Origin of the sequence: Rickettsia rickettsii (assembly GCF_001951015.1) — a bacterium.
Lineage (GTDB): Bacteria > Pseudomonadota > Alphaproteobacteria > Rickettsiales > Rickettsiaceae > Rickettsia > Rickettsia rickettsii.
In genome coordinates this window covers 858235-885000 of the sequence record NZ_CP018914.1, presented here as the reverse complement: position 1 = coordinate 885000, position 26766 = coordinate 858235, and the positions used below count along the sequence as shown (strand labels likewise).

Sequence of the window (26766 nt, the reverse complement as noted above, 5' to 3'; positions counted from 1 at the left end):
GATTTGCGTATAGATCATACCAATGTATTAAAGAAAATAGGTCGAAAAGGTGATTTACTTTCTAAAAGCCGTGAGTGTTTATTTTCTTTAACTATGGCTATTCAATATATTTTAAAATCTCCAAAAATAACTCACAATAAAGCATCTAAGGATCTATTAGATACATTGCTTCGAGACGTAGACTCAATAATTAATTTTTCACAATTTATATCTAGCGAGATTGCAAGAACCCTAGACGCAGCACTCGGTATGATTGCAATTGAACAAAATAATATTATTAAAATTTTTTCGTTGGTTACTATATTTTTTCTCCCACCCACTTTAATAGCTAGTATTTACGGCATGAATTTTACCGTAATGCCTGAGCTTAAATCACCGTATGGTTATCCTATAGCCTTATTCTTAATGCTATTATCTACAATTATTACCTATAAATATTTTAAGAAACGGAAGTGGTTGTAAGTTTTTATTGAGAATAGTTCGATAGAATTTTGCATAAAAATCAATGACAGTATTTTATAGTCAATTGATTTGGACTCACCTACATCATTACTCGTTGCTTTCCTATTAGTTATAGGTTTCGTGCCTTGCGCCTTTTATGCAAATCTCATTGAATTGACTATATTACCAACAGTTAAAATTTCTTAAATTTCAATTTAATAATAATTAGGATTTAAATATGAGCGAATTAGATTTTGAAGTAGAAAAGACAATTTTTGTAGTAAGTGTTATTGATGTTATTGAAGAGTATATAAAAGCAGAATTTTTATTTGACTATGAAAAGCAAAAAGAAAATTTTCAATATATCCAAGGTGATTTAAATAATTTGGAATTGCCTGAGATTATTAAAAATTCTGCAGTCATGCAAGAATTCTTTAGATTAAAATCAGAATTTAGGAAATATATAAAAAATCAAGTATATCTATAGAAGAGAAAATTGTAGAAATAGATACAAAATAGAGCGTATTAAAAACGATCAACCTGAAAATGAAGAAAAAAAGGCTTGGGAGTAGAATAAGAGTAATGAATTAGAGCGAAAAGCAATAGAAGAGGTGTATAAGAAAAAATAAGATAAGGAAAGTATAGATAGTTATAAACAATTAGGGGCAAGGGTACAAGCGGTAAGAGCTAATCATCAATAGAAAAGATGGAAGATCATTTTTTAGTGAAAGAGAAAATATTAAGTGCAGAAGAAATGACAGTTATTATTTCAAATCATGAATTATTAAATACATTAGCTAGTTAGTTATAATGATATAGCTAGTACAAATGCAGTAACAAAATTATTTGAAATTGCTCGTAATTATTATGCAGATGATAAGCACAAAGGCATCAATGAACTTGGAGCAATAAACGATACAAACACAAACAACTTATCTGCTTAATGAAAATATTTAAAAATTATTGAAACAAAAGCAACTTAGTTTTAAAGATATTGATTACGTAGTTGGTCATGAGTTAGATAAGTGATGTGAGTTAATAGCAGGAAATAGCACAATCCTTACTTTTAATAATGATCAAATACATAACAGTAATGATTTTTTGATTTAGCAATATTAGATAGGTTAGAAGAAACGCTCAAAAAGTGAGCTGATGATTTTACGGTAAATGATGAGCGGATAAAATTCTATAGAACACTAACAGAAGAAAATAATAAAAAATTCTTTTTTGAAATTGGAAGTTAATCAAATGGTGTTCCGATACCATAACTTATAAGGAACTATTGCAGTTGTTACCTAGTAAAAATTTTATTAGATCTCTTAAAAGATAGAAATTTATATAAATTAACAGAAAAAATGACTATTTCTAAAAATGAGTTACTTGAGATGTCAAAAGAGGCATAAGAAAATTATTTAAAAGAAATAAAGGTTGAAGATTGTTTAGATATTCATTTAGACTCTATGCATATGAATACTCTTAAACTTATTATAGCATCAAATGTGATTCTTAGTAATATCTCATTCAATTCTGATACTACCGTAATTATAGAAGCAGGAAGGTCTTTGAATATCGTTGGTACACTAAATCTAGTATCAGGCAGTACTTTAAATATATCTAGTGAGGGTACATTAGGGTCAAATATTGTTTCAAAAGGTATAATAGAAAATATAAATAATGGTCAATCAGTAATTAAGGAATCACTTCTGAAATTCTTTTAAATAATACTATTGCACTCAATTTAAATTTTATGGAAGAAAATACGGATAGTAATTCAGATACAACAATATTGGGCAATACTGATCCGGAGATTTAATAAATAATATTGCAAGTTCTTTCTAAACTCTATTTTTATTCGCAACTAGGGATAAGATTGTTTTAAATCTTATCCCTTTTTTGCCGGTTACGTGTTATAGCCTTATTTTCAATACTATTATCTATAATTATCAACTCTAAATTTTTATAAATACTATATAGCTTTATATGATTTTTTCTTATTAAAAACTTAACAGCTATGAATAAAATATCAAAATCTTGACTTTTATAAAAATTGCCATATTATGTGGTAATCCCATAGAATATGGTAATTAAGTTAATTATATAAGGATATAAATATGCAAAAAATATTGTTTAAAGGCCCGAATATAAGTATGAAAAATGAAAATCCTGATATCAAGGAAATAAAAACCTTAGATGACTTACCTTCAGGTACAGGTAGTGAATATTTTATAAATGTACATGGATCAGAGTTTTTCTGTAAACCTACTGATTTAGGTTTATGGGGAAAAATTAAATCATATTTTATGCCTGAGTCTTCTTACTTATTAATGAATATATTTTCTGATGAAGGTACAACTCCTGTATTAGATATTACACTACTTAATAAAATACAAAATAATACCACTGCAAATCAATGTAATATTGTTCATATATTTTCTTGTCATTCAGGAGCCGCTCAACATCATTTAGATTGGATACAGGGCAACATTGTGTTATGCACTTATAATAAGGCCAGCGATGCAAATATTATGCGATTAGCTCAAAATAATTACGATGCTAGAACAAAAAATAACTCCTTATTGATTGAATATATAAGAGATCATTTCCATCTGCTAGTAGCATCAGATTTTAGTATAAGCTATAAATTAGACAATCAAATTTATAGTTTTTCTTTAAGTGCTAATAAAATCAAACAGATGAAAAGCATAGAGGAGTTGCCGGCTTTTCTACATAAAGAATATAAAGCTTTTGTAAAATTTTATGAAAATATTCATGCGAAATATCATGAATCATATCCTGAAATATTTAACTTAAATATAGAAACAAAGCCGAAAGAATTAACATACGATGACTTAATCAAGGTATTTAGTAGAGCTTTAACCTTAGAAACATATAATTTTAATAAATTTTCTTTAAGCAAGATAGAGACTATGTTAAATCAGAAAGGATTATGTACTGATACTAGTATAAGGCACGCTATAGAGCACGGGAATTCTGAACTATTAATTTGTTTACTTAATTATGGTAATACTAAAGTCAGTACCTATACTCTTGATAAGGCTATAGAGAAAGGTGATTTAGCTATTCTAAAAGCTGTACTTGAGCATAGTACTACAAAAATAGCATTATATAATCTTGGTGAGGCTATAGAGGAAGGTGATTTAGCTATTCTAAAAGCTGTACTTGAGCATAGTACTATAGAGGTAGGTAGCTCTAATATTTATACGGCAGAAGAGACGCATAATTTAGACGTTATCGAATTAGTAAAAAAATATTCTACTATAAATACTATTACATCTGAAGAAAACACTATAGATACAACACTTACTGTGGTAGAAGAAGTACCGGTATTAGGAGAGGGGACAGAGGGAGTATAAGTAATAAAATGCGATATTATTCCCGTGGAAGGCTTGCTTGCATGGCTTGAAAAACCTACTCGATGTCATTCCCGCGACAGCGGGAATGACATAAAACGAGCCATGCCACAACGCAGCGACTGCAAGAAGCGTGACAATCTATAAAAAATAGTAAAAAATCTGTAAAAATGACGGTAAAACCAAGCCATGCGAGTAATGCCAAGTCATTTCAATAGACCTCTTCGGAAACTCTACTTCTAGAGGTAATTTGTATGTCGATCCGGTACTCGAATCCTCACGTACTCTTTTGTATGCTGCGGTTCTGCGTTCCGTGTTTCCTGCAAATTCCTCTCTATAAGCGAGTTTCCGAAGAGGTCTAATAAAATCTAAATATTTCTTAGAATTAGTTTACTTAATTCATAATTCAAGTGTGAGAAGTTTATCTCTTCAAATCCTTTTCTCGGAATAATAATCATTGCAAATTTTATATCCTTAAAGCTAGAATCACTAACAATAATTCTAATTAGATGTCGTATACGCCTTTTAATTTTGTTGCGAACTACAGCTTTTTTATTTAGCTTTCTGCTAACTTTGATTCCTAAAAAGGTGTTATATTTTGATTCAAGGAAGATTTTTGGAAGTTTTGTGGCGATTACCAAAATAAAATATCTCTCATGGAGCTTCTTTCCAAGCTTATTTATAAGCTCAAATTCTTTTTGATTTTTTAAAGAGGTAATAGACAATTTGATAAATCAGATTATTTTAAGCAGATAATTTATTTCTACCTTTAGCACGACGTTTTCTTAAGATTGCTCTTCCGGTTGGAGTAGCCATTCTAGATCTAAAACCATGTCTTCTTTTTCTAACTAAATTACTAGGTTGAAATGTACGTTTCATAATATTTATACCGAACGAAAATAAAAATTAATTATTATAAATATGTCATCCCGTGGCTTGACCACGAGATGACATTAAATACTTAAATATGTGCTTTTGCTTTTTCTACGATACTTACGAATCCATCACTGTTATTGACGGCAAGTTCTGCAAGTACTTTACGATCTATAGCGATTTCTGTTTTTTTAAGAGCTCCCATAAATTGAGAATAAACAAGCCCATGTTCTCTTACTGCTGCATTTATTCTTTGAATCCATAAGCCTCTAAAATCACGTTTACGGTTTCTACGATCTCTATAAGCATATTGTAGGGCTTTTTCTACTTTCTCAATAGCTACTCTAAAACAGCTATTTGCTCTACCTCTATAGCCTTTGGCTAATTTAAGGATTTTTTTATGTCGATTTTTGGAAATTTTTCCTGATTTTGCACGTGTCATTGCTTTAGTTCCTAGTTAATTAATTTATACCGTACGGTAAAAAATATTTTTTAATATTATATCCGTCTTGAGGACAAAGTATTGTAGTTCCTCTAAGGTTACGAATTTGAGCTTTAGTACGACGACGCATAAAATGTTTTTTACCTGCTTGAGATGCAATAACCTTGCCGCTAGCAGTAAGTTTAAAACGTTTTTTTACGGCAGATTTTGTTTTTAATTTAGGCATATTGTTCCTTATAATTGGTATTTCTAGGTTTAAACGGTAAAACATTAGGCATACCAAAGCCATATTACCGATGAAACCTAGATAATAGTTTTTTGTATTAGTTATTGCAAGATTTTTTTATAAAAATGTACTATAATATTTTTAATCAATCGATAATAATTTAAAAATGTTTGGACAAAATCCTAAAAGAAGCATATTAAACGGTGACGGTACTCAGTTAGAGGTACAGTCTATTTTTAAGACTATACAAGGGGAGGGCATTTTTGTAGGTTGTCCTGCGATCTTTATTAGGCTTGGAGGATGTAATCTTGCTTGTAATTTTTGTGATACGGAGTTTGAAGATTTTGATTTAGTAGATATAGATAAGATTTTGAATAAAGTAGAAAGCCTGGCATTAAATTCTAAAAATGAAAAATCGATTAATTTAGTAGTAATAACCGGCGGTGAGCCGATGCGTCAACCTATAGAGTTATTATGTCAGAAGTTATTAGACCGAGATGTTAAAGTTCAAATAGAGACTAACGGTACGTTATATCGTTCTTTGCCGAAAGAAGTGTCTATAATTTGTTCGCCGAAGGTAGGTAAAACCGGTTATAGTAAAATAAGAGAAGATTTATTGCCTAAAATTAGTGCGGTGAAATTTATCGTTGCTAAAAATATTTTAGAATATAGTCTCATACCGGAAGTAGGGCAAACCTCTTATAATATACCGGTTTTTATTCAACCTATGGATCAAAACAACCAAAGACTTAATGGCGAAAATAATGAGTTAGCAGTAAAATTAGCATTAGAAAGCGGTGCTAGATTATCTCTGCAAACTCATAAATTTTTAAATATCCCATAGATTTAGGTCGCCGTATGACCCCTTTTCATCACCTAATAATATTACTATTCCAACGTTACCATTGTCAGAATTAGCAGGGTAAAGCTCTTTAAAAATTTTAATTATAACGATATAATTTCCCTAATTGTCTTTGTTGTGCTACAGAAGGGAAAGGTAAGATAATGTTGTCAGCATCTATGTTGCTTTTTGATATTGATGTTATCATAAATTCAATTGAACTTTCGGTACAGAATTGTTGGAGTTGTACTACATTGAATTACCTGCTTTTCATTTTCTAAATTAGAAACCTTCGTATTTTCTGCTTGTTCTCTAACATTTGTTTGGTAGCACATAATATACTAAACTAAATCTAAGTGAATTTTGCATTCCGGTTCTTTATTTTTAACAAGAGTATTGATGCATAAGAATTGTCATCTTCACTATCTTCACTCTCGCTGTCACGCCCAATATAGTCATAGTCAGAAGAGTACATAATAGATTCAAGGAGAAAATCCTTATTATATCCCTGGCAGCAATTTCTTCTCCACAGTTTGAGGGATTTGCAATACGCTTAGGTTGTATCTGTTTCATAATTTCCTTACAAAATAATTTCGGTTAGAACTAAATTTCTTTTCAATATCCAATCAATTAAAGAATTTTAACTAAGGAATATATTACTTCTATATTCTAGTCAAAAATTAATTTACTTGAATTTTTAATTGTACTTAATTATGATAATGAAGATTTATTATAAGTTAATATGGAGTAATAATGAGTGAAATATTAGAACTTGAAGCGGAATCCCGAACGGAATTCGGTACGGGAGCAGCAAGAGCATTAAGAAGAGCAGGGCGTGTTCCGGCTATTATTTATGGAGCGGGTAAAACACCTGTTAGTATTTCTTTGGAAGAAAAGGAAATAACTAAATATTATAGAAAGCCGGCTTTTATCTCTCAGTTAATTAATTTAACAATTGATAAGAAAAAATATAAAGTATTGCCGAAGGCTGTAGAATTACATCCTGTTACGGATATAGTACGCCATGTTGATTTTGTCTTTTTAGAAAAGAAAACCCAAAAAATGGAAGTACCTGTAGTATATGAAGGGAAAGAAAGAGCTTTAGGCGTTAAAAGAGGTGGATACTTTAATATAGTAAAAAGAAGAGTTACTTTATTATGTGATGTTAATAATATCCCAAGAAACATAACTATAGATGTTACTAATATGCCTATGGCTACTTCGCTAAAATCGTCAAAAATAGAATTACCGAAAGGATGTAGTTTTGTTACAAAAAAAGAATTTGTCCTTGCAACTATTATAGGACGTAGAGGAGCAAAAACTGAAGCTGAAGGGGAACAACAAGCCGCTGAAGCAGGGAAGTAAGATAATTCTCACTATAAGGACTTGCTGAGATACTTAAATCGTTATTGCGAGGATTCGTAGGCGTTGTTGTTTGGCTCGTTTTATGCCATTCCTAGCTAGAAGCGGGAATCCGGTAATCTTTAATTGTCATACTGCGAGCTTGTAGCGGTATCCAGTCTTTGTTAATTTTTTTTTCTGGATACTGTGGTCAAGCCACGGTATGACATCGAGTAGGTTTTTCGATCCACGCAATAATGCTGAGCTAAGAATGACATTATTCTGTACTTCTTGCAAATCAATACTTCTTCAAAAATTTTCCATTACTATATTATTAGGTAAATTATTATGCTTCTTGTTATTGGTCTTGGTAATCCAGGAAAAGAATATCAATATACGAGGCATAATGTCGGTTTTATTGCTATAGAGAAAATAGCAAACCAATATAATTCATCATTTAGTACAAAGAAAAAATTCAATTGTGAAATTGCTGAAACTATTAGTTATGGACAAAAGATAATTTTTATAAAGCCTACCACCTATATGAACTTGTCCGGTAAGTCAGTGATATCGGTGAAAACATATTATAATATCTACCCCGCAAAAAGCTTTGTTATTCATGATGATATTGATTTAGAAACAGGTAGAGTAAAATTTAAAACCGGTGGCGGTAATGGCGGGCATAATGGTTTAAAGTCGATTGATGGGGTTATAGGTAATAATTATAACCGGATTAGGATTGGAGTCGGTAGACCGCAAAATAATCAGGATTTAGCAGATTACGTACTTAATCATTTCTCTAAACCGGAGTATAAAACAGTAATGCAAGCTATAGATAGAATCACTAGTAACTTTGGTTTAATATTAGAGAATAAGTTAGAAGAATTTAAGAATAAGATGGCTTGATATATTCAATGTTATTCCTACGACTTGATCGACGTTGCTGTATGGATGATACCAATTCGTCATTGCGAGGAAAAACTGTAAGTTTTGACGAAGCAATCTCAGGAATTCTATACTACTTCATGAGATTGCCACGTTTATGCTATGCATCTCCTCGCAATGACGGGAAAACGATATTAAAACTAAACAGCAAAGAAGCAAAGATTTATGACACAAAATTTTGAAATTGTTTATGCTGATGCAATGGATAGAACTCATAGAACTATAATTATTGAGGTTTTGAACAAAGATGCTAGAGAACAAAAGGGGTTAGTAGGAGATATTGAAGCTTTTTCATTTTCCTGTTTAGATCAGGATAAAAATTTTGTTGTAGGAATTAGCGGTATGAGTTCTTGGGGGGATTTTACATTGATTCACTCTTTGTTAATGAAAATATTAGAAACTAAAATTATGGTACTGTACTAATGCAAAAGGTTGAGGATTTAGCACGTGAACGAGGCTGTAATTTTATTCATCTTGTTACTATGGACTGCCAAGCAAAATCGTTTTATGAGAAACTGGGGTATAAAATTGAATTTGCTATGCACGGTTACGAAAAAGATTCTATAATGTATTATTTACGGAAAAATTTATGACACTAAAACTCGGAATTGTTGGGTTGCCGAATGTCGGTAAGTCGACGTTATTTAATGCCTTAACGGCAAGTCAGGCTGCAGATGCTGCTAATTATCCGTTTTGTACTATTGAGCCTAATAGCAGCAAAGTTTTAGTGCCTGATGCGCGTTTGCATACACTAGCAAGCTTAGCCGGAAGCGGTAAAATTATTCCGTCTTATATTGAGCTTGTCGATATTGCAGGGCTTGTTAAAGGAGCAAGCAAAGGGGAGGGGCTAGGTAATAAGTTCTTATCTCATATCAGGGAAGTCGATGCAATACTGCACGTACTGCGTTGTTTTGAAGATGAGGATATAACGCACGTACATAACAAAGTCGATCCGCTGCATGACCTCGAGATTATTGAAACGGAGTTAATACTTGCCGATATAGAATCGGTTGAAAAGCGTTTAGCTACAAGTGAAAAACGCTTGAAGTCAGGCGATAAAGCAATGGTAGAGCAGATAGAGCTGTTAAAAGAGGTTTATAAGGTATTAGGTGCGGATAAACCTGCAAGAGTGCTAAATGAAACTTTAGGAGTTGATAATTTAAAACAATTGCAGTTAATTACCTCTAAGCCCGTTTTATATATATGTAACGTACTTGAAAAAGATGCAGCTATAGGTAATGAATGTACACAATTAGTAGCGGAAAGAGCAAAGAAAGAAAATGCTAAAAGTGTCGTAATTTCTTCAAAAATAGAAGCTGAAATTGCTTTACTTGAAAGCATGGAAGAAAAGGAAGAGTTTTTAAAATTTATAGGTTTAGACGAAACAGGGCTTAGTAAAGTCATTAAAGAGGGGTATAATCTTTTAAACCTTAAAAGCTTTTTTACTATAGGACCAAAGGAAGCCCATAGCTGGACTTTTAAAGATGGCACACTTGCACCGGCTGCTGCCGGTATTATTCATACCGATTTTGAAAAAGGTTTTATCAGAGCAGAAGTTATCAGCTATAAAGATTACATAAATCTCGGTAGTGAAGCAAAAGCCAAGGAAGTAGGTAAAATGCGTTTAGAGGGTAAAGAATATAAAATGCAGGATGGGGATATAGTACATTTTAGATTTAACGTTTAAATAACGATCAGCTATGAAAACAATTTGACCAAAATGGTCTCTTGAAGTGCAAATAGGCTTGATTATATAGTGCAGCAAATTTTGGCTGTTGCCAAGGATCAAATTGTCCTGATTATCTTGTATGGCTGGTATGCTAGAGGTGATTGGGTTAAAGATATGTATACGGAAGATCATACTACTTATAGTTATACAAGTGATTTTGACCTTTTAGTAGAAAAAAAGTAAATTTAAGGAGCATGCTACTTTAAGGGTAGAATCTAAGATAGAAAAAAGGTTAGAACAAACAGGCTTAAGAAAAGCCGAGGTTTTTTCGCTAGAACCTTGGATATCTATAACATGCGAATCTATAAGTGAGGTAAATGACAAGCTTGAAAAAGGGCGTTATTTTTATACCGACATTAAGAATGAAGGTATTCTTTTATATGATAGTGGCGAGCAGCTTGCTCGAGCTAAAAATTTGCTTTGGAGTGAAGTAAAAGAAATGGCTAAAGAAGATTATGAATACTGGTGTGGTAGAGGCAAGAGTTTTTTTATTGATTGTAAATACCCATTAGAAAGAGGTGATTTTAGTAAAAGTGCTTTTGAGCTGCATCAAGCCACTAGAAAGTATTTACAGTAACATTTTATTAGTGTTTGCCCGTTACAAACCAAAGTTACACGATGTAAGAAAGCTAGGTGGATATTGTGCAAATTTATAATGTTGAACTACTTAAAGTATTTCTGCAATCGTCTCCTGAACAAAAAGAATATTTTAGAAAAAGCTTACGTTGATGCAAGATATGATAAAAATTATAGAATTAGCAGAGAGCAGTTACTTTACTTGATTGAGAGAATAGACAGATTAAAAATGATAATGGAAAAATTTTGTTTGGAGCGGATTAATAGATAAAACTCGATGAACCGAAATAAAATCATTTATGAAAATTATTGCGAAGATTCCGGCATGGATGCTTCTATGCTTATTTATTTTATCACCGACTACGGAAACAATTTATACTTCAGGATTACCGAGTTTAACCAAATATTTCGGCATTGACAGCGGTCTCACTCAAATTACATCTACATTATGCTTTATTATATGTTGTATCTTCAATTATTAGCATTTTTACAGTTAATATAGAAATGCTGATGATAAGCTCGTTGTGTACAAGCTTTCGGTGTAAGTGTAGGTTCTGTTATTGGGCAGGTATGGCTGGGAGACTGCTATCAAGGCTTAGAGTTATCGTCTATGCTAGCTTATCTATCCTCCGTGGCTTGTTATTTATCCCTTCTCTAGGTTCATCTATAGGGGACTATATTATAGAATATTCAAGCTGGCATTATGTTTTTGTATTTTTTAGCCTTACCGGTACTATATTATAAAGTTTTACCTGAAATAAATTCTTATATAGATTTTTCCCAAAGCAGTAAATATTTTGAGGTGTTGCAGGGAATAAAATTCTTTGGTTATATGCTTTTATCATCGGTGCATTTAACGGCATATATTACGGTTTTTTCATAGAAGCTCCTTGTATTTTGATTGATAAAATGAAAGTGTCGCCATCTTTTTACGGTAAATTAGCGTTTTTGTTATCTTTTGCCGCTATCTTTGGAGGCTTTTTAGGAGGGTATTTAATAAAAAAAACGCCATGTACACGATAAAAACGTTATGGGTTTAGGATTTATTTTTAGTTTTGTGTGGTTGTATATTATTTGCGGTAAATGCTTTTATATTAGAAATTATTTCAACGAGTCATAATCTTGTAATCGCTATGATATTTGTACCGATGATAATTCAATTGGGCACAATCTACTTATCCCTATGACGCTTCGTTATGCACTGAAGGATTATGCTAAAGTAACCAGGTACAGCAGGATCTATATTTGGTGCAATATACTATGTAGTTATCGCTGCTGTAACTTATTTGGTTTCTAAAATACACTGCGCAACGATAAGCAATTTTGCTTTATTATGCTTAGTTTTAAGTATTAGCTCTGCTATTTCGTTTTACTGTATTTGGATTTTATATAAGAAGAAAAAGTCAAATATTCCTAACTAAACACAGGTGTCGTCATTGTGAGCAGCTGTGGCGTTGTTGTATGGCTCGAAGCAAGCGTTCGATTTCATTCCTACGAAAACAGGAATCCAAGGTAAAGCGAGATAAATCGAGCGTTTAGTTTTAAAAGTCTAGCATATTTATACTTTTTTGACTGGATTCCCGCCTACGCCGGAATGACATTAAGAAAGTTAGAGATAACCTTGTACATCATCTGTATGCTCTTCACCCTCAAGAGTCATATCCTCTTTTAAGGCTTCCATACTACAGCTACTAAATACATCAAGGTTATTCTGCTCTGCTTGCCATTTTAATCTAGCTGCTTTAAAAGTAACAATACTGTTTTCAATTTCTGCTAATGTCAAATTTTTTATTTCGTGTAAACAATTCTCTATCTCTACTTTTACTTCTGGATTTTTTTCGATGAATGGATTAAAAAACTCCTTGATACCTGCTAATAATTCTTTTTTCCGAGGTTCTATATCTTGAGAATCTAGAGCTTGAGCTATTGGTGTATTCACTGCATCCTCGTTGTTTGCTATATCCTCTTCCTGTTCAAAACTTTTATCAAGTGCGTTATTAGAAGTATTAATATGGAATAACTCTTTATAAAAATCATTCATAACAATTGGGTCGTTAGGGTTATTTGCATTATAATTAGTTATTATTTTATCAATAGCTTCTTTAAACTTTTCATTATAAGGTATATCTCTAAAGGTGGAGCTTCCATATATAGATTTTTTAGCAAATTCTTTTAGTGCTTGCAGATTTTCATTACTAGAATTACTCATCTCAGCATGTTCTGCTGGAATATAAGTAGCTATTTCTATTAATTTATTACCAAAAATGCTTTGAGCGGTTTGTTCATCAGCTTGTTGTGTTGCTGCTAATATTTTAGCGGGCATATTATTTTTCACTAGTTCTAGCATGCCTCCGCCGCAACAAACAGTTTGGTAATCATCATTATTTTCTTCTTTTAATGATAAATACAAAGCGTTTTCTATGTGATAGTTATTTTCTTTTAATAATTGCCATGTTTGTAAGGTTGGGTCATTAGCATATACTCCACCATCAATAATTTTATGTAATTTAGTATTGGTTATATTACGGAAATTGTGGCTGGGGAAATATCCAGGTGCTGCAGTGATGCCTTGTATTATATCTGAAAGGTAATAATTATTCTCTGCACTTTGTCTAGCATCTATAGTAGAGAAGGTCATAAGAGGATTTTGTTTATTATTTAGATCATAACCTGTAACTACAACATCACCGATTAAATCCTTGAGGGTATAATCCTTACAATGTTCTTTCAATAATTTTACTAATGGTTCAGGAGAAAATTTATGGCTGAATAATCCATTAAAACTCCACAATTTTCTAAAAGTTAATCCTACCGGAAAAATATTGTGTGCCATTTCTTCAAACAGTTCTTGAGCTTGCGCTGCACTGAATAAAGGTTTTCCGGGATTATTAGGATTCGGTAAATTAAGCAAAATAGAAATAAGTCCTCCAACACTGGTCCCTCCAGTAAAATCGAATATCTCACAAGTAGGCTTACCGGTTATTTGCTCCATTATTTTTAATTTTTCTAAATGGATATTTCCTTTTACTCCACCGCCTTCAAATAGTGCTAAGTTAATCTTATTATTGTTTATATCTACCATAACTACCTTTCAAAAAAATACTAAGAGGGCAAAATACAATAAAAATTAACTTTTGTCAATAACTTATTTGTCTAAAGTCTAAACTGAACAAAATTAACTTATAAAATAAATTGTAACTATTAGTAAAGAAAACTTAATTAATAATGAATTAGTATATAGCTAATATCATAACTATGATGGTATGAGATATGCTAAGTCATCCTAGTAATATAGATCCTCAGTTATTAGCTCAAGAAGTAAATACAATGATGCCCTTAGTAGAGAAAGATTTAGCTGATGTTGAAGATACAATAGTTGAAGATACAATAACTTATGGAAAAGAACGATTATTTAAATTTGTTAAAGATAAGAAAATTATGAAAGCTTTGGCATTTATGTATTGTTTTGAGGGCAATACTGGACAAACTTTAGATATTAAAGAATTATGTACTACAAATGATTTATTATATAGAGATGATTTTAGTGCCCTTACGGAGACACTAGATACTTTAATCCCCCTTATAGGGATATTTGTTTCTAAATAATTTAACACTCATTCTACTATAAATAATAATGCTAAAATACGAAAACTTTGATAGCTCCTCTGATGAAGAGTTAAAAGAAAATAATACTTTACCTAAGTATCTTAATTTTTTACTTAAAAATATATTAAATATATTAGATATTAATTATATATATAACTCTGAAGATTTTAAACTTAAACTAGGTTTAGTATTACATAATTTAGCTGATAGATTTTATAAATATTCTACTATTAGAAATATTTATAAAAAAATTAAATCTGAAATATTAGTTGTAGATAATAATGATTACGAAGAAAATATTTAATATTATCAAAACTGCTTTTAATAAACATAATTATTTAAAAATTATAACAAAGAAAATATAAGTGATAAGGATTATCAAAAGCTATTGCATTGTGTATTTAATCCAAATCACTCTATGCCTAAGATATTTGCTTTAGCAGACGGTATTACTGCTCAGCATGCAAAGAAAGTATTATTACAAACATTGCAAAACAGTAATATCAACTTAAAAAAGTATAAGTAATAACCCATACATAATTCTAAAGGACTTTTAGCTTTTGCTGAAATGATTTGTAGGAATAATAAAATCAGCTAAAGCACCGGATTTTAGAAGAAATAAATAGTGATTTATCTACTATATGTAAGATCTCAAATACTAAAGAAGAAACTTTTACAATTCATATAGTACATTATAAAACCGGTAATGTACAAACAGATGTATCTGGCTTAGGACAGTATGATGAAATTTTATCTAAATTTGAGCAAGAACATGAATATAAACATGCTATTATAAAACGTATATTTGAAGTTGTGCATGCTAAAGCATCGACACAAAATATAGAAAATTACCGCGAAAACTAAATTACTTTGCAGAAAAGTTAACACATTTGTTATTTATGCTTGCAACGCATAGAAATAATGCAACCTTATTTACGGCTCCTATGTTTTTAGAACTTATTGATAAAAATAGTATATTTTTATCATATAAGGAGTTTTTTCCTATGTTTGCTGAGCATGCCGTTGCTCAAACAAGAGGTATAATGGCTTAGTAAAAAATTAAATAATAATAAACTAGCAAATATAGCACGAATATTTGATATCTTAGCTTCAATGTAATTTTACAAAAATATGGATAATGTAAAAAGCAATGATATAAAATCTTTTTTAGCAGCTTAAAAAATATTGAAGGGTTTTTAGCTCAAAAACAAGCATCTCTCAAAACAGAAAAAAATCCTACCTGAAATTCTACAAATTTTATGTGCTAAAATAAAAGAATGGTATGATATTGATGCACCTGAATATGCTAAGAATGTATTACAAGATATTACCCCCCAAATTTAATCAAACTATTTCCCCTACCCCGTTTCAAAAGAGATGAAAACTTTCCTTGTCTAAAAGAAAAGATATATATGATGCAAATGATGATAATAATCAAACTTTGGAAACAACTGATATAGACAATAGTATGAAAGAATATTTTAAACTAATTGGAGAACATACTAATACTATATACGATTAAAAACAGTATTAATATTATGGTCTTTTTGAGGTCCTAGAACTTGGTAGCTAAGAGTAAATGAATCAGGATTTAAAAATACATAGGTAGTATTATATTGATCTTTACCACATAGATGACTGCCTGTAGCTTGTATACTCAAATGATTTGAAGAATTGTTTCTGCAAAACTTCGGAGGACTCGCATGCTCACCTATTAAGGGCTGTGCGTACTTGCTCCTCGTTTTACATTCCAATTCTCCAAATCATTTGAGTATACCCTGTCTGCATCAACAAATTTTAATTGATAAAATAAGCGCTTTTCAGGAGCAATAAAATATTTTGTAATATTACTATTCTTAAAAATATATCTATATTCTTGATTAGCGTGGATTTGATAATCGTAGTTGAGATAGTGAATTTATAATTTCTCTTTATTAATTCATTTAAACTTTTAAGTAAGAAATATGCTACCCCCTCACCGTAACCATAATTATCTATAATTCTGTTAATTTGGTATTTTCTGGAGAATCTTGAAAAAAATTTCTTTTACTGAATCGTTTTTTGAGAGCATTTGATATATATCTATATCATTCCTGCGAAGTTTGGGCTTTATTGTATGGCTGTTTATGTCATGCCCACGAAAGCGAGAATCCAGTAATTTAAAGGTTATACACAATAAGTTTGTACAATTAAAAGCTCGATTTATTTTACTTTACCCGGGATTCCCGATTTCGCGGGAATGACATCGAGTCGGTTTTTCAGACCATGAAACAAAGTCAGCTTGACTACGGTATGACGTTTAGTTCTGCAATATTTTCATTAGCAAATTAATCTCTTCGCGTAATTCTATATCGTTTTCCAGTAATTCTTCTACTTTCTTAATAGCATGCATAACCGTCGTGTGGTCTTTTTTACCGAATTTTTTACCGATATCTGCAAGACTTTTCGGCGTTAATGCTTTACTAAGATACATGGCTATTTGACGCGGTCTTGCAACTTCTCGTAATCTCCGTGATGAAGACATATCGGATAACTTAATATTATAACGGCTAGCTACCTTTTTCTGAATATCTTCAACGGTAATTATTCTTTCATTAGAACGCAGTAAATCCCGCAAAATATTTTGTGTGTTTTCGAGTGTAATTTCTTTTAAAGTAAAATTAGAATGAGCGATCACCTTATTTAAAGCTCCTTCAAGTTCTCTAACGTTTGAAACAATTTTAGATGCTAAAAAATCAATTACGTCTTTTGGTATTTTAACGTTCATCTGCTCAATCTTAGATTCTAGAATACCGAGTCGTAGCTCATAAGTAGTACTATGAACGTCGGCAACTAAGCCCCATCCAAGACGAGATTTTATCCGATCTTCAATATTATCTAAATCTGAAGGCGATCTATCACAAGAAATAACCATTTGACGGTTATTATCAATCAATGTATTAAAAGTATGGAAAAATTCTTCCTGCGTACTATCTTTACCGCAAATAAATTGAATATCATCAATCATTAACACGTCAACCGAACGAAATTTCTCTTTAAACGAGATTACTTCTTTGTTACGCAGAGCTTTAACAAATTGATACATAAATTTTTCTGCCGACATATATATCACTTTGCGGCTTGGATTATGCTGCTTGATGTACCAACCGATTGCATGCATTAAATGAGTTTTACCAAGCCCTACGCCGCCATATAGAAAAAGCGGATTAGACTCAGAAACCGCACCTGATGATTCTGCAACCGCTCTTGCGGCTGCATAAGCTAGCTCATTTGGGGCTCCAACCACAAAATTATCGAAAGTAAAACGTACATCAAGGGTTGAAAAGATATTTTCCGAATTAAGCTCACTGCTGCCGATATCGGCAAAAGTCTTAGTAGGTAATTCTGTAACTGTTTGGGTTGTTCCAGGTAACTCTTTAGTAATTATTTCAATTGACTTAATGGTATTATTATAATGTTGAAATAGTTGCAATATGACCATAGAGTACTTGGATTTTATCCAATCTCTAACAAAGTTAGTAGGGGCACAAAGAATAACGGTATTTAATGAAGACTCTATAAAATTAACTTTACTAAACCAGCTATTATATAGAGTTTCACCGTAATGATTGTAAAGATCTTGAGCCACGTGACTCCAGACATTTACATAATTATCACCTTGATCCGTTAAAATTATTTGGTTAGTACTCACTTAAAACTGCCACGGTAAGTTATTTTGTTTCCAGCCTTTATCTTGATTATTTCCTTCAAAGCCGTCACTAATATTATAACAATTTTTATAACCTATATTAGTTATAAAATTTGCTGCGATAAATGACCTATATCCTGAACGGCACAGAAAAAATATTATTGCATGAATTTTATCGTTAATGATAGATAAAAAATTATCTTCAAAATCTTTATTCAATTGCCAACTTAGAAAGAGCATCTTATTTTTATTATCTAAATGAGGTATCCCCACTTGCTGCCACTCTTCTCTAGTTCTAACATCTACAAGAAAAGCATTATCATTTGAAATTAGCATATCATAAGCTTTTGTAGAACAGATATTTTGAACCGACATATTTATTTTTTTGCTGTTATTGATAATAAAAGTTAATAGAATTTTACCCATGTAGAATGGATTTATTAGAGTGCTGAATTATTAAAGCATTTTAAAATGATCTTGGTATCTGATTATTTTAATAATATTATTATAAAAAATTTTTGCAAGATGTTATAGATGAATAAATTAAATAAAAACTCTTTACAAAAGAAACTTGTTTACCGTAGTAAAAATCGCGGTTGCAGAGAAATGGATTATATACTCGGTAGCTTTGCCGAAAAGTACCTCTCCTTAATGGATGAAAAAAAACTTGGAAGCTATTCTTTAATACTTGATCAAAATGATAATGATCTTTATAATTGGATTAATAATAAATCTTCTGCTCCTTCTTATCTAGATGCCGAAATAATTGATAAATTACACAAAATAGCAAAAATATAAACTCCTGTAGAATGTTACAACAAAAATTTCCGGCGGCTGCCAAATCTTTCTTTGCAATTGATAATTTTACTAAGAATCTTAAGCAAGATTTCATCTTGAGTGCGAGTAATGAAGAGGAGGCGTTGCAATTATACAAGCAAGCTTTATTTTTTTCTTCTAATGAAAATATTTATTACTTTCCAAGCTATAATACCATCCCTTATGACCATACGTCACCAAATGCAAATATCTTATCTAGACGTGCAGAAACATTAATCAAGCTAACAACAAATAATAGTAATAGCAACAAATTACTCATCACTCATACAGCGAACTTATTAAACAAATTACCGCCGAAAGATTTTTTTTCTAAATATTTTTTGAAATTATCCCCTAAAATGAAATTTACTACGGATGAGCTTGCTATGTTTCTAGTAGAAAATTGTTTTACAAGAAATGCGAGTAGCATCGATGCTGGGGAATTTGCGGTTAGAGGCGAAATCATTGATATAATATTGTCCGGTCCTAAAGCTTATAGAATTCATTTTAGTTGGGGTTATATTGAATCAATCAAAGAATTTGATATTGATACGCAAATTTCGACTAAATCCTGCAGGGAGCTTATTATTAGTCCTGCAAATGAGATAGTTTTAAATAGTGAAACTATAGGTAATTTTAAGAATAATTACTTACGAAATTTTGGAGTTAATCATACTGATAATGCTTTATATAAGGCGGTAATATCTGGAAGAAAATTCACAGGATATGAACAATTACTCCCATTATTTTACGATTCCTGCTCTAACTTAATAGATTATTTAAACGATCCTATTTTCATATTCGATAATTTGTCAAAACAAGCCATTTTAGAATTTGAACATAGTTATAACGATTTTTATTCGGCAAGGTCAGAGGCAAATAAACTTAAATTTAATAGTTTTTATCCCACCCTTTCACCGACTAGCTTATATTTTACCGCTTCTGAAATAACGGAATTACTAGAACAAAACAATAATATACTACTTACTTTTGAAAACTCAGAGCAAGCTAGCTTAATTGAAAATATCGCTGCTACAAGTTTTATAGAAAAGAAAACGGTTTTCGATAAATTATTTGAGGTTATTAAAGCAAATTCTCATAAGAAAATTATTATAGGCTCAAGCGTTTTAAGTAGTTTTGAGCGAATCAAAAGCATAATTCAAAATTATGAATATAAATATAATGAGATAAATAAATTAGATGAGGCTAAGGCTTCAATAATAAATGTCGCGATAATTCCTTTAAATCAAAGCTTTTATACGAAAGAATATTTATTTATTACCGCTAGCGAATTATTAGAAGAAAAACCTAGCTCTACAAACACTAACAAAAAACTTAAAAATATCTTGCTGGAGCTTGATAATTTAGCTGAAGGCGAATTTGTTGTTCACAAAGATCATGGAATAGGGCAGTTTTTAAAGCTAGAAGCTTTAGAAATCAAAGGCAAACCACATGATTTTTTAAAGATTTTATATGCCGGCAATGATAAATTATATATACCAGTTGAAAGTATAGAGGTAATAAAAAAATACGGCAATGATAATGCGGTGCTTGATAAGCTTGGTAGCGTTGCATGGCAAAGAAGTAAGGCAAAGCTTAAAAAGCGTATAAAAGAGATAGCACTGCATTTAATACAAATAGCAGCTAAAAGGAAACTTAATAGTAGTGCTTCCGTTGAATTTGACCTTGAAGAATATGATAAATTTTGTGCTAATTTTCCTTTCAGCGAAACGGAAGACCAATTAATCGCTATAAACGATATTAAAGAAGATCTAAGAAACGGTATGTTAATGGATAGGTTAATATGCGGTGATGTCGGGTTTGGTAAAACAGAGGTAGCAATGCGTGCCGTCTTTATGGTAGCAAAATCTCTAAATGAACATTTACCTCAAGTAGCAGTAGTTGTACCGACAACTATTTTATGTAGTCAACATTTTTCAAGGTTCATAGAAAGGTTCAAAGGTTTTGGTTTAAATATCAAGCAATTATCTAGCGTTATTAGTTCTAAAGAAGCAAAAATTATAAGATCGGAGCTTGAAAGCGGTAAAATAAATATAATAATAGGCACTCATTCTTTATTACATAAAAATATAAAATTCTTTAATTTGAAATTGTTAATAATCGATGAAGAACAACATTTCGGTGTCGGTCAAAAAGAATTTCTTAAATCGCTAAAATCCTCTTCCCATGTACTTGCAATGTCGGCAACACCGATTCCTCGAACGCTGCAAATGTCAATGACCGGTTTAAAAGAACTTAGCATTATTGCAACGCCGCCTCTAAACAGGCTGGAAGTTCATACCTCGGTTATGCCGTTTGATCCCGTTATTATCAGAGATGCATTATTACGCGAACATTTTAGAGGCGGAAGAAGTTTTTATGTAGTTCCAAGAATTAAAGATATAGAGGATATCGCAAAACAATTAAAACAAATCGTGCCGGAATTAAGCTATAAAATAGCTTACGGAAAAATGACTCCGAGTAAAATTGATGAGGTTATGAGCGAGTTTTATGCCGGCAAATTCGATATACTAGTCTCAACTACTATTATAGAATCAGGAATTGATATAGCCGAGGCAAATACCATGATCATACATAATGCTGATATGCTGGGTCTTAGTCAGCTATATCAATTGCGTGGTCGAATAGGTCGAGGTAAAATGCGGGGTTATGTCTATCTAACGGTAGCAAGTCATAAAAAGATGACATCGCACTCCTTAAGATGCTTAGAGATAATACAAAATAGTTGTGCTTTGGGCTCAGGTTTTACTATTGCAAGCCGTGATATGGATTTACGAGGTTTCGGTAATTTGATAGGTGAAGAACAATCAGGACAAATTAAAGAAGTAGGTACAGAACTATATCAAGAAATGCTGGAAGAACAAATAGCTATTTTTAAAGATGAACCGATTGTTTCAGAACAACCCTTTATCCCGACTATTAATTTGGGATTATCCGTCTTTATTCCAGATAATTATGTAGCAGATGCAGCTCTTAAACTTGGACTATATAGAAGAATAGGTAATTTAAGTAATGAGATAGAAGTAGAGACATTTAAAGATGAGATGATTGATAGATTCGGTTTACTACCGATTGAATTTAATAATTTACTTGATATTGTAAAAATAAAACTATTATGCTTTAAGTTAAATATTGAAAATCTAGATTCAGGAGATAACGGATTTGTGATTAAATTTTATAAAAATGCCGATATGACTGATAAAATTTTAAAATTCGTTAGTACTTACTCTAATCAGGCAAAAATCAAACCAGATAATAAATTAGTATATATCAAGCAATTAGTAGATAAAAATATAATTGTTGAGGCAAATCAACTACTTTGGAATTTATCGGAGATGTAGACTCGATGTCATTCCTGCTCTGTCATTGCAAGCAGCCGTAGGCTGCGTGGCAATCTCATGAAATAATAACAAACTCCTGAGATTGCTTCGTCAATTGCTATGCAATTTCCTCGCAATGACGGTAACACGTTTTTAACATAATAAATATGTCCCATAACCTAAAGCAATTATTTCAACAACATAACGTAAAAGGTTTGTCGATTAATTCTAAAACCGTTAAGGATAAAGATATCTTTTTTGCGATTAAAGGACGGAATACTGATGGAAATGATTTTATTAAGGATGCTTTAAGCAAAGGTGCAGTATTAGTAATTACGGACAATAAAAAAAATATTGTTATAGATAAAGTAATTTACGTAAAAGATGTGCAGGCAGCTTTATATGAAGCCATAGAAATATTCTATCCTAAAAAACCAAAGGATCTAATAGCCGTAACCGGTACTAACGGTAAAAGCTCGGTAGTATCCTATATAGCTCAAACATATTCGTTACTTGGGAAAAAAGCAGCATCTATAGGTACGATAGGGGTAGAAATATTTGGCTGCGTTAATCTTATAAATGATGTACCGGAATTAACAACTTTAGACTATTTAAGCTTTAGAAAAATTGCTCATAATTTAGCTGAAAATGGTATAGAATATTTAGTTTTTGAAGCTTCTAGTCATGGTCTTGATCAAGCAAGACTTAGGGAAATAAAAGTAAATATCGCATGTTTTACTAGCTTTAGTCAGGATCATCTAGATTACCACCATACAAAAGAAAATTATTTATTAGCCAAACTGAAATTATTTATAAATCATTTATTACCGAACGGTATCGCAATATTAAATTCTGATATAGAAGAAATAGAGTTTGTTAAAGATTATCTACATAATCATAATGTTAAATTTATAACCGTTGGGACAAAAGGTGATTTAGAAATAACTAGACTTAACTGTTCTTTAAAAGGACAAAATATTAATTTTACATTTAATAATAGAGAATATAATTTTAATACCCCGATAATTGGTAGCTTTCAGGCTAGTAATTTATTAATTGCTGTTCTTAGCATTCATTATATTGGTTTTGCTTTTGATGATGTTATAGATTCTTTAGTAGAAGTTAAAGCAGTAAAAGGCAGAATGGAGAGAATAGATAACACTAATATCTTCGTTGATTATGCCCACACTCCGGACGCTCTTGAAAAAGCTTTAACGGAACTGAAAAATATTAAATTACGTGATAGTAAGCTAAGCGTAGTTTTTGGCTGCGGCGGTAATCGTGATAAGGCAAAGAGAAGTCTTATGGGGCAAATAGCCGCAAAACGTGCCGATACCATCATAATTACAGATGATAATCCACGCCATGAAGACCCAAAGCTTATTAGAGCTGAAATCATAAGCGGTATAGAGAAAGCAGATTATACAGAAATAGCAAATAGAGAAGAGGCTATTAAATACGGTATAAATAATTTAAAACAAGATGATATCTTATTAGTTGCCGGCAAAGGTCATGAAAATTACCAAATTATAGGCGATAAGAAATTACCTTTTGATGATGCTGAGGTTGTGAGGAAGTGTATAAAAGTTTGTCATCCCGTGGCTTGACCCATAGTACCGGACAGTTTAAAAAAAACTTGATGTCATCCACGCGGAAGCGGGGATCCAGAAAAATAACTTCAATATTAATACAGAAGTGACATATTTGATAAAATAAACATATAAAAAGCTTGCTTTTTATATGTTTACTGGCTTCCTGCCTACGCGGGAATGACATAAACACGCCATACAACAACACATAAATAACAAAAACATATGATCTGGAATTCTAAAACTTTAAGTGCTGTTCTCGGTATAACAATCTCTAATTCTATAAATTGTAATGAAGTGCAATTTAATTCCAAAGATGTTAAAAAAGGTAATTTATTTATAGCACTTCAAGGTAATAGAGATGGTCACGATTATGTTCTAGATGCAATAGATAAAGGAGCAGCAGCCGTAATTATTAGTAAGCGAGTAGAGATCAATGATAAAGATAAAATTATCTTAGTAGATGATTGTTTTGAAGCTCTACAAAAAATGGCTTTATATAAACGAGAGAATTCAAAAGCTAAATTTATAGCTATAACAGGCAGCGTTGGTAAAACTTCTACAAAAGAAGCACTGAAAGTATTATTACAACATGATTTTCTAGTTTTTGCTAGCCGAGGTAACTTCAATAACAAACTCGGTATGCTTATTAATCTTGCTTCAATGGCTGATGATACGGAATATGCTATTTTTGAGCTTGGCATGAACCATCAAGGTGAAATAAGAGAGCTGGTTCAAATATTAAAGCCGAATATTGCCATGATTACTAATATTTCAGAGGCTCATTTAGAATTTTTTAACTCGCTTGAAGAGATAGCTGAAGCTAAATGTGAGATTTTTGCAAATTTTAGCAAAAATGATATTGCCGTTATTAATGCCGATACTAATTGCTATAACAAAATATTATCGATATTAAAAAACCTTTCTATCACCGATATACATAGCTTCGGTAGATCAGCTAAAACTTCAGCAGAATTAATGTTATATGAGAACCTAGGAGAGCAAGTCTACTTAAAGTATAAGATAAATAATAAAGTCTTAGATGTAACGATACCGTTTATTCCTCGGCATTTTACCGAAAATTATACCGGTGTACTTTTAATTATCGATATATTAGGTAAAGATATAGAGATAGCTGCAAATCACTTAGCAAATATTTCTCCTACTAAAGGAAGAGGGGAAATTATCAATATACAAAATTGTCGTGTAATTTGTGATTACTATAACGCAAGTCCGCAGTCAATGAAAGCTGCATTAGAATATTTAAAACAAGTACCTGCCGAGAATAAAACTGCTATAATAGGCGATATGCTAGAGCTAGGGGAAAATTCTAAACGATTACATGAGAAACTAGTGCAGTACATATTAGATGCTGCTTGTTCTAAGGTCTATTTAGTAGGAGTAAATACTAAATATATTGATGATTTACTACCTTCCAAAATAGCTAAAAAATACTTTAAAAATGTTGATGAATTAATTACGCATATTACGGATTTATTTGAAGGTAATGAGCTGATTCTAATAAAAGGGTCAAGAGGCGTAAAACTTGATAAGATTGTTGATTATTATAAATAAATACACTAGGATATTCTTAATATTGTGTGGTTTGGTTGCCCGTCATTGCGCGGAAATTACGTAGTAATTGACTAAGCAATCTCAGGATGTTTGACGAGATTGCTGCCGCGCAGTCTACGACTGCGCGCAATGACGATTTGGTATCCAATAACATCAAAATATACTTTTAAATTTAAATCTACAAATGTTATACAATCTTTTACTCCCTCATATCCATAATTCACATATAGCTAATTTATTTCACTATATTACTTTTCGTAGCGGTCTTGCTATTATTATAACTCTAAGCCTTAGCTTTATCACGGGTCCGATATTAATAGAATTCCTGCGATCTATTCAAAAAAACGGTCAGCCTATACGCTCAGACGGACCTGAATCGCATCAAACAAAAGTAGGTACTCCGACAATGGGGGGCATTATGATTATTTTGTCTAGTTGTCTTTCTACTTTATTACTTGCTGATTTAACGAATAAATATATTTGGATTACGTTATTTGGTTTTATTAGTTTCGGTATTATAGGATTTATGGATGATTATGCTAAGGTAACTAAAAATAATCATTACGGAGTAAGAGGAAAAAGTAAGCTTTTACTTCAAGGAATTATTAGCGTCATTATATGTGTTTTACTAGAATATCTAGATAAAAGTCCAAGTCATTTACTTAACGTACCGTTTTTTAAAAATTTAAGTTTGGATCTTGGTTATTGTTATATAGTTTTTGCTATATTTGTTATAGTCGGCTCTTCTAATGCCGTGAATCTAACGGATGGGCTTGATGGTCTTGCTACCGTTCCTATTGCCTTTACTGCCGGTTCTTTTGCTTTAATAAGTTATTTAGTAGGAAATCTAATTTACTCGAACTACTTACAGCTAACCTATATACCGAATACCGGAGAGTTAACGGTGTTATGTGCAGGATTAGTCGGTAGCTGCCTTGGATTTTTATGGTTTAATGCACAACCGGCAGAAGTTTTTATGGGCGATACCGGTAGTCTAAGTCTTGGCGGTGTGCTTGGTATTATTAGCGTTATTACTAAGCATGAAATAGTTTTAGCTATAGTTGGCGGCTTGTTTGTTATTGAAACGGCATCCGTAATTTTACAGGTATATTACTTCAAAGCTACTAAAGGAAAAAGAATATTTAAAATGGCACCGCTCCATCATCATTTTGAAAAACACGGCTGGGCAGAATCAAAAGTCGTAATAAGATTTTGGATTATTTCAGTTATATTTGCTCTTATAGGCTTATCATCCTTAAAATTACGTTAACTATATTCGTTTATCTATCTTTTATTTATCAAAATACATTACATATATTAACTTTCTCTTTGCTTTTGTACAAGAAATTTGCTATAATACTGATAT

General features: G+C 31.5%; 29 protein-coding genes and 2 pseudogenes (1 of these 31 only partly in view). 22 read left to right on the top strand and 9 right to left on the bottom strand.

Translation table 11 applies throughout. The annotated features are described in order from the left end of the window. The 4 genes from BTU51_RS05380 to BTU51_RS05360 all read left to right on the top strand — a co-directional run. A protein-coding gene (locus BTU51_RS05380; RefSeq protein WP_012262514.1) for a magnesium transporter CorA family protein crosses the window boundary here: on the top strand, positions 1-462 show its 3' portion. 498 nt of this gene lie to the left of the window's left edge; only the last 462 of its 960 coding nucleotides appear in the window; the start codon falls outside the window, past its left edge; it ends in the stop codon at positions 460-462. Positions 463-679: 217 nt separating this feature from the next. Then, complete coding sequence (locus BTU51_RS05370; RefSeq protein ID WP_012151096.1) at positions 680-928, top strand: hypothetical protein; 249 nt, start codon at positions 680-682, stop codon at positions 926-928. Positions 929-1901: 973 nt separating this feature from the next. Then, on the top strand, positions 1902-2159 hold the full coding sequence (locus BTU51_RS05365) for a hypothetical protein (protein ID WP_012262513.1): 258 nt from the start codon (positions 1902-1904) through the stop codon (positions 2157-2159). 393 nt (positions 2160-2552) lie between these two features. Next, positions 2553-3815 carry a hypothetical protein gene (locus BTU51_RS05360; RefSeq protein WP_012262512.1) on the top strand — a complete coding sequence of 421 codons (1263 nt, stop codon included), beginning with the start codon at positions 2553-2555 and terminating at the stop codon, positions 3813-3815. A 138-nt stretch (positions 3816-3953) separates the two neighbouring features. Here the strand turns inward: BTU51_RS05360 and BTU51_RS05355 are convergent. From BTU51_RS05355 to rpmI, 5 genes and pseudogenes are all read right to left on the bottom strand, one after another. Further along, a pseudogene (locus tag BTU51_RS05355) lies at positions 3954-4184 on the bottom strand (palindromic element RPE1 domain-containing protein); the annotation flags it as partial. Beyond that, positions 4181-4537 carry a ribonuclease P protein component gene (gene rnpA / locus BTU51_RS05350; RefSeq protein ID WP_012151092.1) on the bottom strand — a complete coding sequence of 119 codons (357 nt, stop codon included), beginning with the start codon at positions 4535-4537 and terminating at the stop codon, positions 4181-4183. The gene rnpA and the pseudogene BTU51_RS05355, both read right to left, overlap by 4 nt. Before the next feature lie 19 nt (positions 4538-4556). Beyond that, positions 4557-4691 carry a 50S ribosomal protein L34 gene (gene rpmH, locus BTU51_RS05345; protein WP_004997918.1) on the bottom strand — a complete coding sequence of 45 codons (135 nt, stop codon included), beginning with the start codon at positions 4689-4691 and terminating at the stop codon, positions 4557-4559. An 82-nt stretch (positions 4692-4773) separates the two neighbouring features. Continuing rightward, positions 4774-5127 (bottom strand): 50S ribosomal protein L20, encoded by a 354-nt coding sequence (gene rplT / locus BTU51_RS05340; protein WP_012151091.1) that lies wholly within the window; start codon positions 5125-5127, stop codon positions 4774-4776. Between the two features lie 19 nt (positions 5128-5146). Next, a complete protein-coding gene (gene rpmI, locus BTU51_RS05335) occupies positions 5147-5353 on the bottom strand; it encodes a 50S ribosomal protein L35 (protein ID WP_004997924.1) in 207 nt (68 codons plus the stop codon). Positions 5354-5519: 166 nt separating this feature from the next. On the opposite strand from rpmI, the gene BTU51_RS05330 reads away from it, so the two are divergent. The 10 genes and pseudogenes from BTU51_RS05330 to BTU51_RS09390 all read left to right on the top strand — a co-directional run bounded on the left by BTU51_RS05330 (position 5520) and on the right by BTU51_RS09390 (position 12206). Continuing rightward, entirely contained in the window at positions 5520-6197 is a 678-nt protein-coding gene (locus tag BTU51_RS05330; RefSeq protein WP_004997925.1) for a 7-carboxy-7-deazaguanine synthase QueE, read from the top strand. A gap of 750 nt (positions 6198-6947) precedes the next feature. After that, entirely contained in the window at positions 6948-7559 is a 612-nt protein-coding gene (locus tag BTU51_RS05315; protein ID WP_012151090.1) for a 50S ribosomal protein L25/general stress protein Ctc, read from the top strand. 324 nt (positions 7560-7883) lie between these two features. Beyond that, positions 7884-8441: an aminoacyl-tRNA hydrolase gene (pth, locus tag BTU51_RS05305; RefSeq protein ID WP_012151089.1), complete on the top strand. Its 558-nt coding sequence runs from the start codon at positions 7884-7886 to the stop codon at positions 8439-8441. A 41-nt stretch (positions 8442-8482) separates the two neighbouring features. Beyond that, positions 8483-8662 (top strand): hypothetical protein, encoded by a 180-nt coding sequence (locus tag BTU51_RS08640; protein ID WP_075807922.1) that lies wholly within the window; start codon positions 8483-8485, stop codon positions 8660-8662. Then, a complete protein-coding gene (locus tag BTU51_RS05295; RefSeq protein WP_014362391.1) occupies positions 8646-8903 on the top strand; it encodes a hypothetical protein in 258 nt (85 codons plus the stop codon). Before BTU51_RS08640 ends, BTU51_RS05295 begins: the two co-directional genes overlap by 17 nt. Continuing rightward, positions 8903-9073 (top strand): GNAT family N-acetyltransferase, encoded by a 171-nt coding sequence (locus tag BTU51_RS05290; protein ID WP_014273656.1) that lies wholly within the window; start codon positions 8903-8905, stop codon positions 9071-9073. The genes BTU51_RS05295 and BTU51_RS05290 overlap by 1 nt, the downstream gene beginning before the upstream one ends. Further along, entirely contained in the window at positions 9070-10167 is a 1098-nt protein-coding gene (ychF, locus tag BTU51_RS05285; RefSeq protein ID WP_012151088.1) for a redox-regulated ATPase YchF, read from the top strand. The genes BTU51_RS05290 and ychF overlap by 4 nt, the downstream gene beginning before the upstream one ends. Before the next feature lie 81 nt (positions 10168-10248). After that, the gene (locus BTU51_RS08295; protein ID WP_012151087.1) at positions 10249-10392 is read left to right on the top strand and encodes a hypothetical protein; all 144 of its coding nucleotides are present in this window, start codon (positions 10249-10251) and stop codon (positions 10390-10392) included. 256 nt (positions 10393-10648) lie between these two features. Next, on the top strand, positions 10649-10786 hold the full coding sequence (locus BTU51_RS09395) for a HEPN domain-containing protein (protein ID WP_230453739.1): 138 nt from the start codon (positions 10649-10651) through the stop codon (positions 10784-10786). A 298-nt stretch (positions 10787-11084) separates the two neighbouring features. Further along, a pseudogene (locus BTU51_RS09390) lies at positions 11085-12206 on the top strand (Bcr/CflA family efflux MFS transporter). Positions 12207-12394: 188 nt separating this feature from the next. Here the strand turns inward: BTU51_RS09390 and BTU51_RS05260 are convergent. After that, positions 12395-13867, bottom strand: a complete 1473-nt coding sequence (locus BTU51_RS05260) for a patatin-like phospholipase family protein (RefSeq protein WP_012151082.1) — start codon at positions 13865-13867, stop codon at positions 12395-12397. A gap of 188 nt (positions 13868-14055) precedes the next feature. Between BTU51_RS05260 and BTU51_RS05255 the strand changes: the two genes are divergently transcribed. From BTU51_RS05255 to BTU51_RS05245, 3 genes are all read left to right on the top strand, one after another. After that, positions 14056-14391, top strand: a complete 336-nt coding sequence (locus BTU51_RS05255) for a hypothetical protein (protein ID WP_012151081.1) — start codon at positions 14056-14058, stop codon at positions 14389-14391. Between the two features lie 28 nt (positions 14392-14419). Beyond that, positions 14420-14695: a hypothetical protein gene (locus BTU51_RS05250; protein ID WP_012151080.1), complete on the top strand. Its 276-nt coding sequence runs from the start codon at positions 14420-14422 to the stop codon at positions 14693-14695. Positions 14696-15281: 586 nt separating this feature from the next. Further along, a complete protein-coding gene (locus tag BTU51_RS05245; RefSeq protein ID WP_012262506.1) occupies positions 15282-15443 on the top strand; it encodes a hypothetical protein in 162 nt (53 codons plus the stop codon). 456 nt (positions 15444-15899) lie between these two features. On the opposite strand, the gene BTU51_RS09385 is transcribed toward BTU51_RS05245, so the two are convergent. The 3 genes from BTU51_RS09385 to BTU51_RS05230 form a co-directional block, all read right to left on the bottom strand. Continuing rightward, a complete protein-coding gene (locus BTU51_RS09385; protein ID WP_014362583.1) occupies positions 15900-16052 on the bottom strand; it encodes a DUF6314 family protein in 153 nt (50 codons plus the stop codon). A 638-nt stretch (positions 16053-16690) separates the two neighbouring features. After that, positions 16691-18082, bottom strand: coding sequence for a chromosomal replication initiator protein DnaA (gene dnaA, locus BTU51_RS05235; protein ID WP_010977515.1), 1392 nt, complete (start codon positions 18080-18082; stop codon positions 16691-16693). Next, positions 18083-18454, bottom strand: a complete 372-nt coding sequence (locus tag BTU51_RS05230; RefSeq protein WP_014362486.1) for a rhodanese-like domain-containing protein — start codon at positions 18452-18454, stop codon at positions 18083-18085. 159 nt (positions 18455-18613) lie between these two features. Between BTU51_RS05230 and BTU51_RS05225 the strand changes: the two genes are divergently transcribed. The 5 genes from BTU51_RS05225 to mraY all read left to right on the top strand — a co-directional run bounded on the left by BTU51_RS05225 (position 18614) and on the right by mraY (position 26670). Next, complete coding sequence (locus tag BTU51_RS05225) at positions 18614-18877, top strand: succinate dehydrogenase assembly factor 2 (protein ID WP_012151075.1); 264 nt, start codon at positions 18614-18616, stop codon at positions 18875-18877. Positions 18878-18888: 11 nt separating this feature from the next. Then, the gene (gene mfd / locus BTU51_RS05220; RefSeq protein WP_012262503.1) at positions 18889-22257 is read left to right on the top strand and encodes a transcription-repair coupling factor; all 3369 of its coding nucleotides are present in this window, start codon (positions 18889-18891) and stop codon (positions 22255-22257) included. 146 nt (positions 22258-22403) lie between these two features. Then, positions 22404-23843, top strand: coding sequence for a UDP-N-acetylmuramoyl-L-alanyl-D-glutamate--2,6-diaminopimelate ligase (locus BTU51_RS05210; RefSeq protein WP_012151073.1), 1440 nt, complete (start codon positions 22404-22406; stop codon positions 23841-23843). Between the two features lie 207 nt (positions 23844-24050). Next, positions 24051-25400, top strand: a complete 1350-nt coding sequence (locus tag BTU51_RS05205; RefSeq protein ID WP_012151072.1) for a UDP-N-acetylmuramoyl-tripeptide--D-alanyl-D-alanine ligase — start codon at positions 24051-24053, stop codon at positions 25398-25400. 184 nt (positions 25401-25584) lie between these two features. Beyond that, positions 25585-26670, top strand: coding sequence for a phospho-N-acetylmuramoyl-pentapeptide-transferase (gene mraY / locus BTU51_RS05200; protein WP_012151071.1), 1086 nt, complete (start codon positions 25585-25587; stop codon positions 26668-26670). Positions 26671-26766: the final 96 nt, after the last annotated feature.

Bases quoted from the DNA above. Each gene is read 5' to 3' on its own strand.
- BTU51_RS05370 (WP_012151096.1), top strand. From the start codon at position 680: ATGAGCGAATTAGATTTTGAAGTAGAAAAGACAATTTTTGTAGTAAGT.
- BTU51_RS05365 (WP_012262513.1), top strand. From the start codon at position 1,902: ATGCATATGAATACTCTTAAACTTATTATAGCATCAAATGTGATTCTT.
- BTU51_RS05360 (WP_012262512.1), top strand. From the start codon at position 2,553: ATGCAAAAAATATTGTTTAAAGGCCCGAATATAAGTATGAAAAATGAA.
- rpmH (WP_004997918.1), bottom strand. From the start codon at position 4,691: ATGAAACGTACATTTCAACCTAGTAATTTAGTTAGAAAAAGAAGACAT.
- rplT (WP_012151091.1), bottom strand. From the start codon at position 5,127: ATGACACGTGCAAAATCAGGAAAAATTTCCAAAAATCGACATAAAAAA.
- rpmI (WP_004997924.1), bottom strand. From the start codon at position 5,353: ATGCCTAAATTAAAAACAAAATCTGCCGTAAAAAAACGTTTTAAACTT.
- BTU51_RS05330 (WP_004997925.1), top strand. From the start codon at position 5,520: ATGTTTGGACAAAATCCTAAAAGAAGCATATTAAACGGTGACGGTACT.
- BTU51_RS05315 (WP_012151090.1), top strand. From the start codon at position 6,948: ATGAGTGAAATATTAGAACTTGAAGCGGAATCCCGAACGGAATTCGGT.
- pth (WP_012151089.1), top strand. From the start codon at position 7,884: ATGCTTCTTGTTATTGGTCTTGGTAATCCAGGAAAAGAATATCAATAT.
- BTU51_RS08640 (WP_075807922.1), top strand. From the start codon at position 8,483: ATGGATGATACCAATTCGTCATTGCGAGGAAAAACTGTAAGTTTTGAC.
- BTU51_RS05295 (WP_014362391.1), top strand. From the start codon at position 8,646: ATGACACAAAATTTTGAAATTGTTTATGCTGATGCAATGGATAGAACT.
- BTU51_RS05290 (WP_014273656.1), top strand. From the start codon at position 8,903: ATGCAAAAGGTTGAGGATTTAGCACGTGAACGAGGCTGTAATTTTATT.
- ychF (WP_012151088.1), top strand. From the start codon at position 9,070: ATGACACTAAAACTCGGAATTGTTGGGTTGCCGAATGTCGGTAAGTCG.
- BTU51_RS09395 (WP_230453739.1), top strand. From the start codon at position 10,649: ATGGCTAAAGAAGATTATGAATACTGGTGTGGTAGAGGCAAGAGTTTT.
- BTU51_RS05260 (WP_012151082.1), bottom strand. From the start codon at position 13,867: ATGGTAGATATAAACAATAATAAGATTAACTTAGCACTATTTGAAGGC.
- BTU51_RS05255 (WP_012151081.1), top strand. From the start codon at position 14,056: ATGCTAAGTCATCCTAGTAATATAGATCCTCAGTTATTAGCTCAAGAA.
- BTU51_RS05250 (WP_012151080.1), top strand. From the start codon at position 14,420: ATGCTAAAATACGAAAACTTTGATAGCTCCTCTGATGAAGAGTTAAAA.
- BTU51_RS05230 (WP_014362486.1), bottom strand. From the start codon at position 18,454: ATGTCGGTTCAAAATATCTGTTCTACAAAAGCTTATGATATGCTAATT.
- BTU51_RS05225 (WP_012151075.1), top strand. From the start codon at position 18,614: ATGAATAAATTAAATAAAAACTCTTTACAAAAGAAACTTGTTTACCGT.
- mfd (WP_012262503.1), top strand. From the start codon at position 18,889: ATGTTACAACAAAAATTTCCGGCGGCTGCCAAATCTTTCTTTGCAATT.
- BTU51_RS05210 (WP_012151073.1), top strand. From the start codon at position 22,404: ATGTCCCATAACCTAAAGCAATTATTTCAACAACATAACGTAAAAGGT.
- BTU51_RS05205 (WP_012151072.1), top strand. From the start codon at position 24,051: ATGATCTGGAATTCTAAAACTTTAAGTGCTGTTCTCGGTATAACAATC.
- mraY (WP_012151071.1), top strand. From the start codon at position 25,585: ATGTTATACAATCTTTTACTCCCTCATATCCATAATTCACATATAGCT.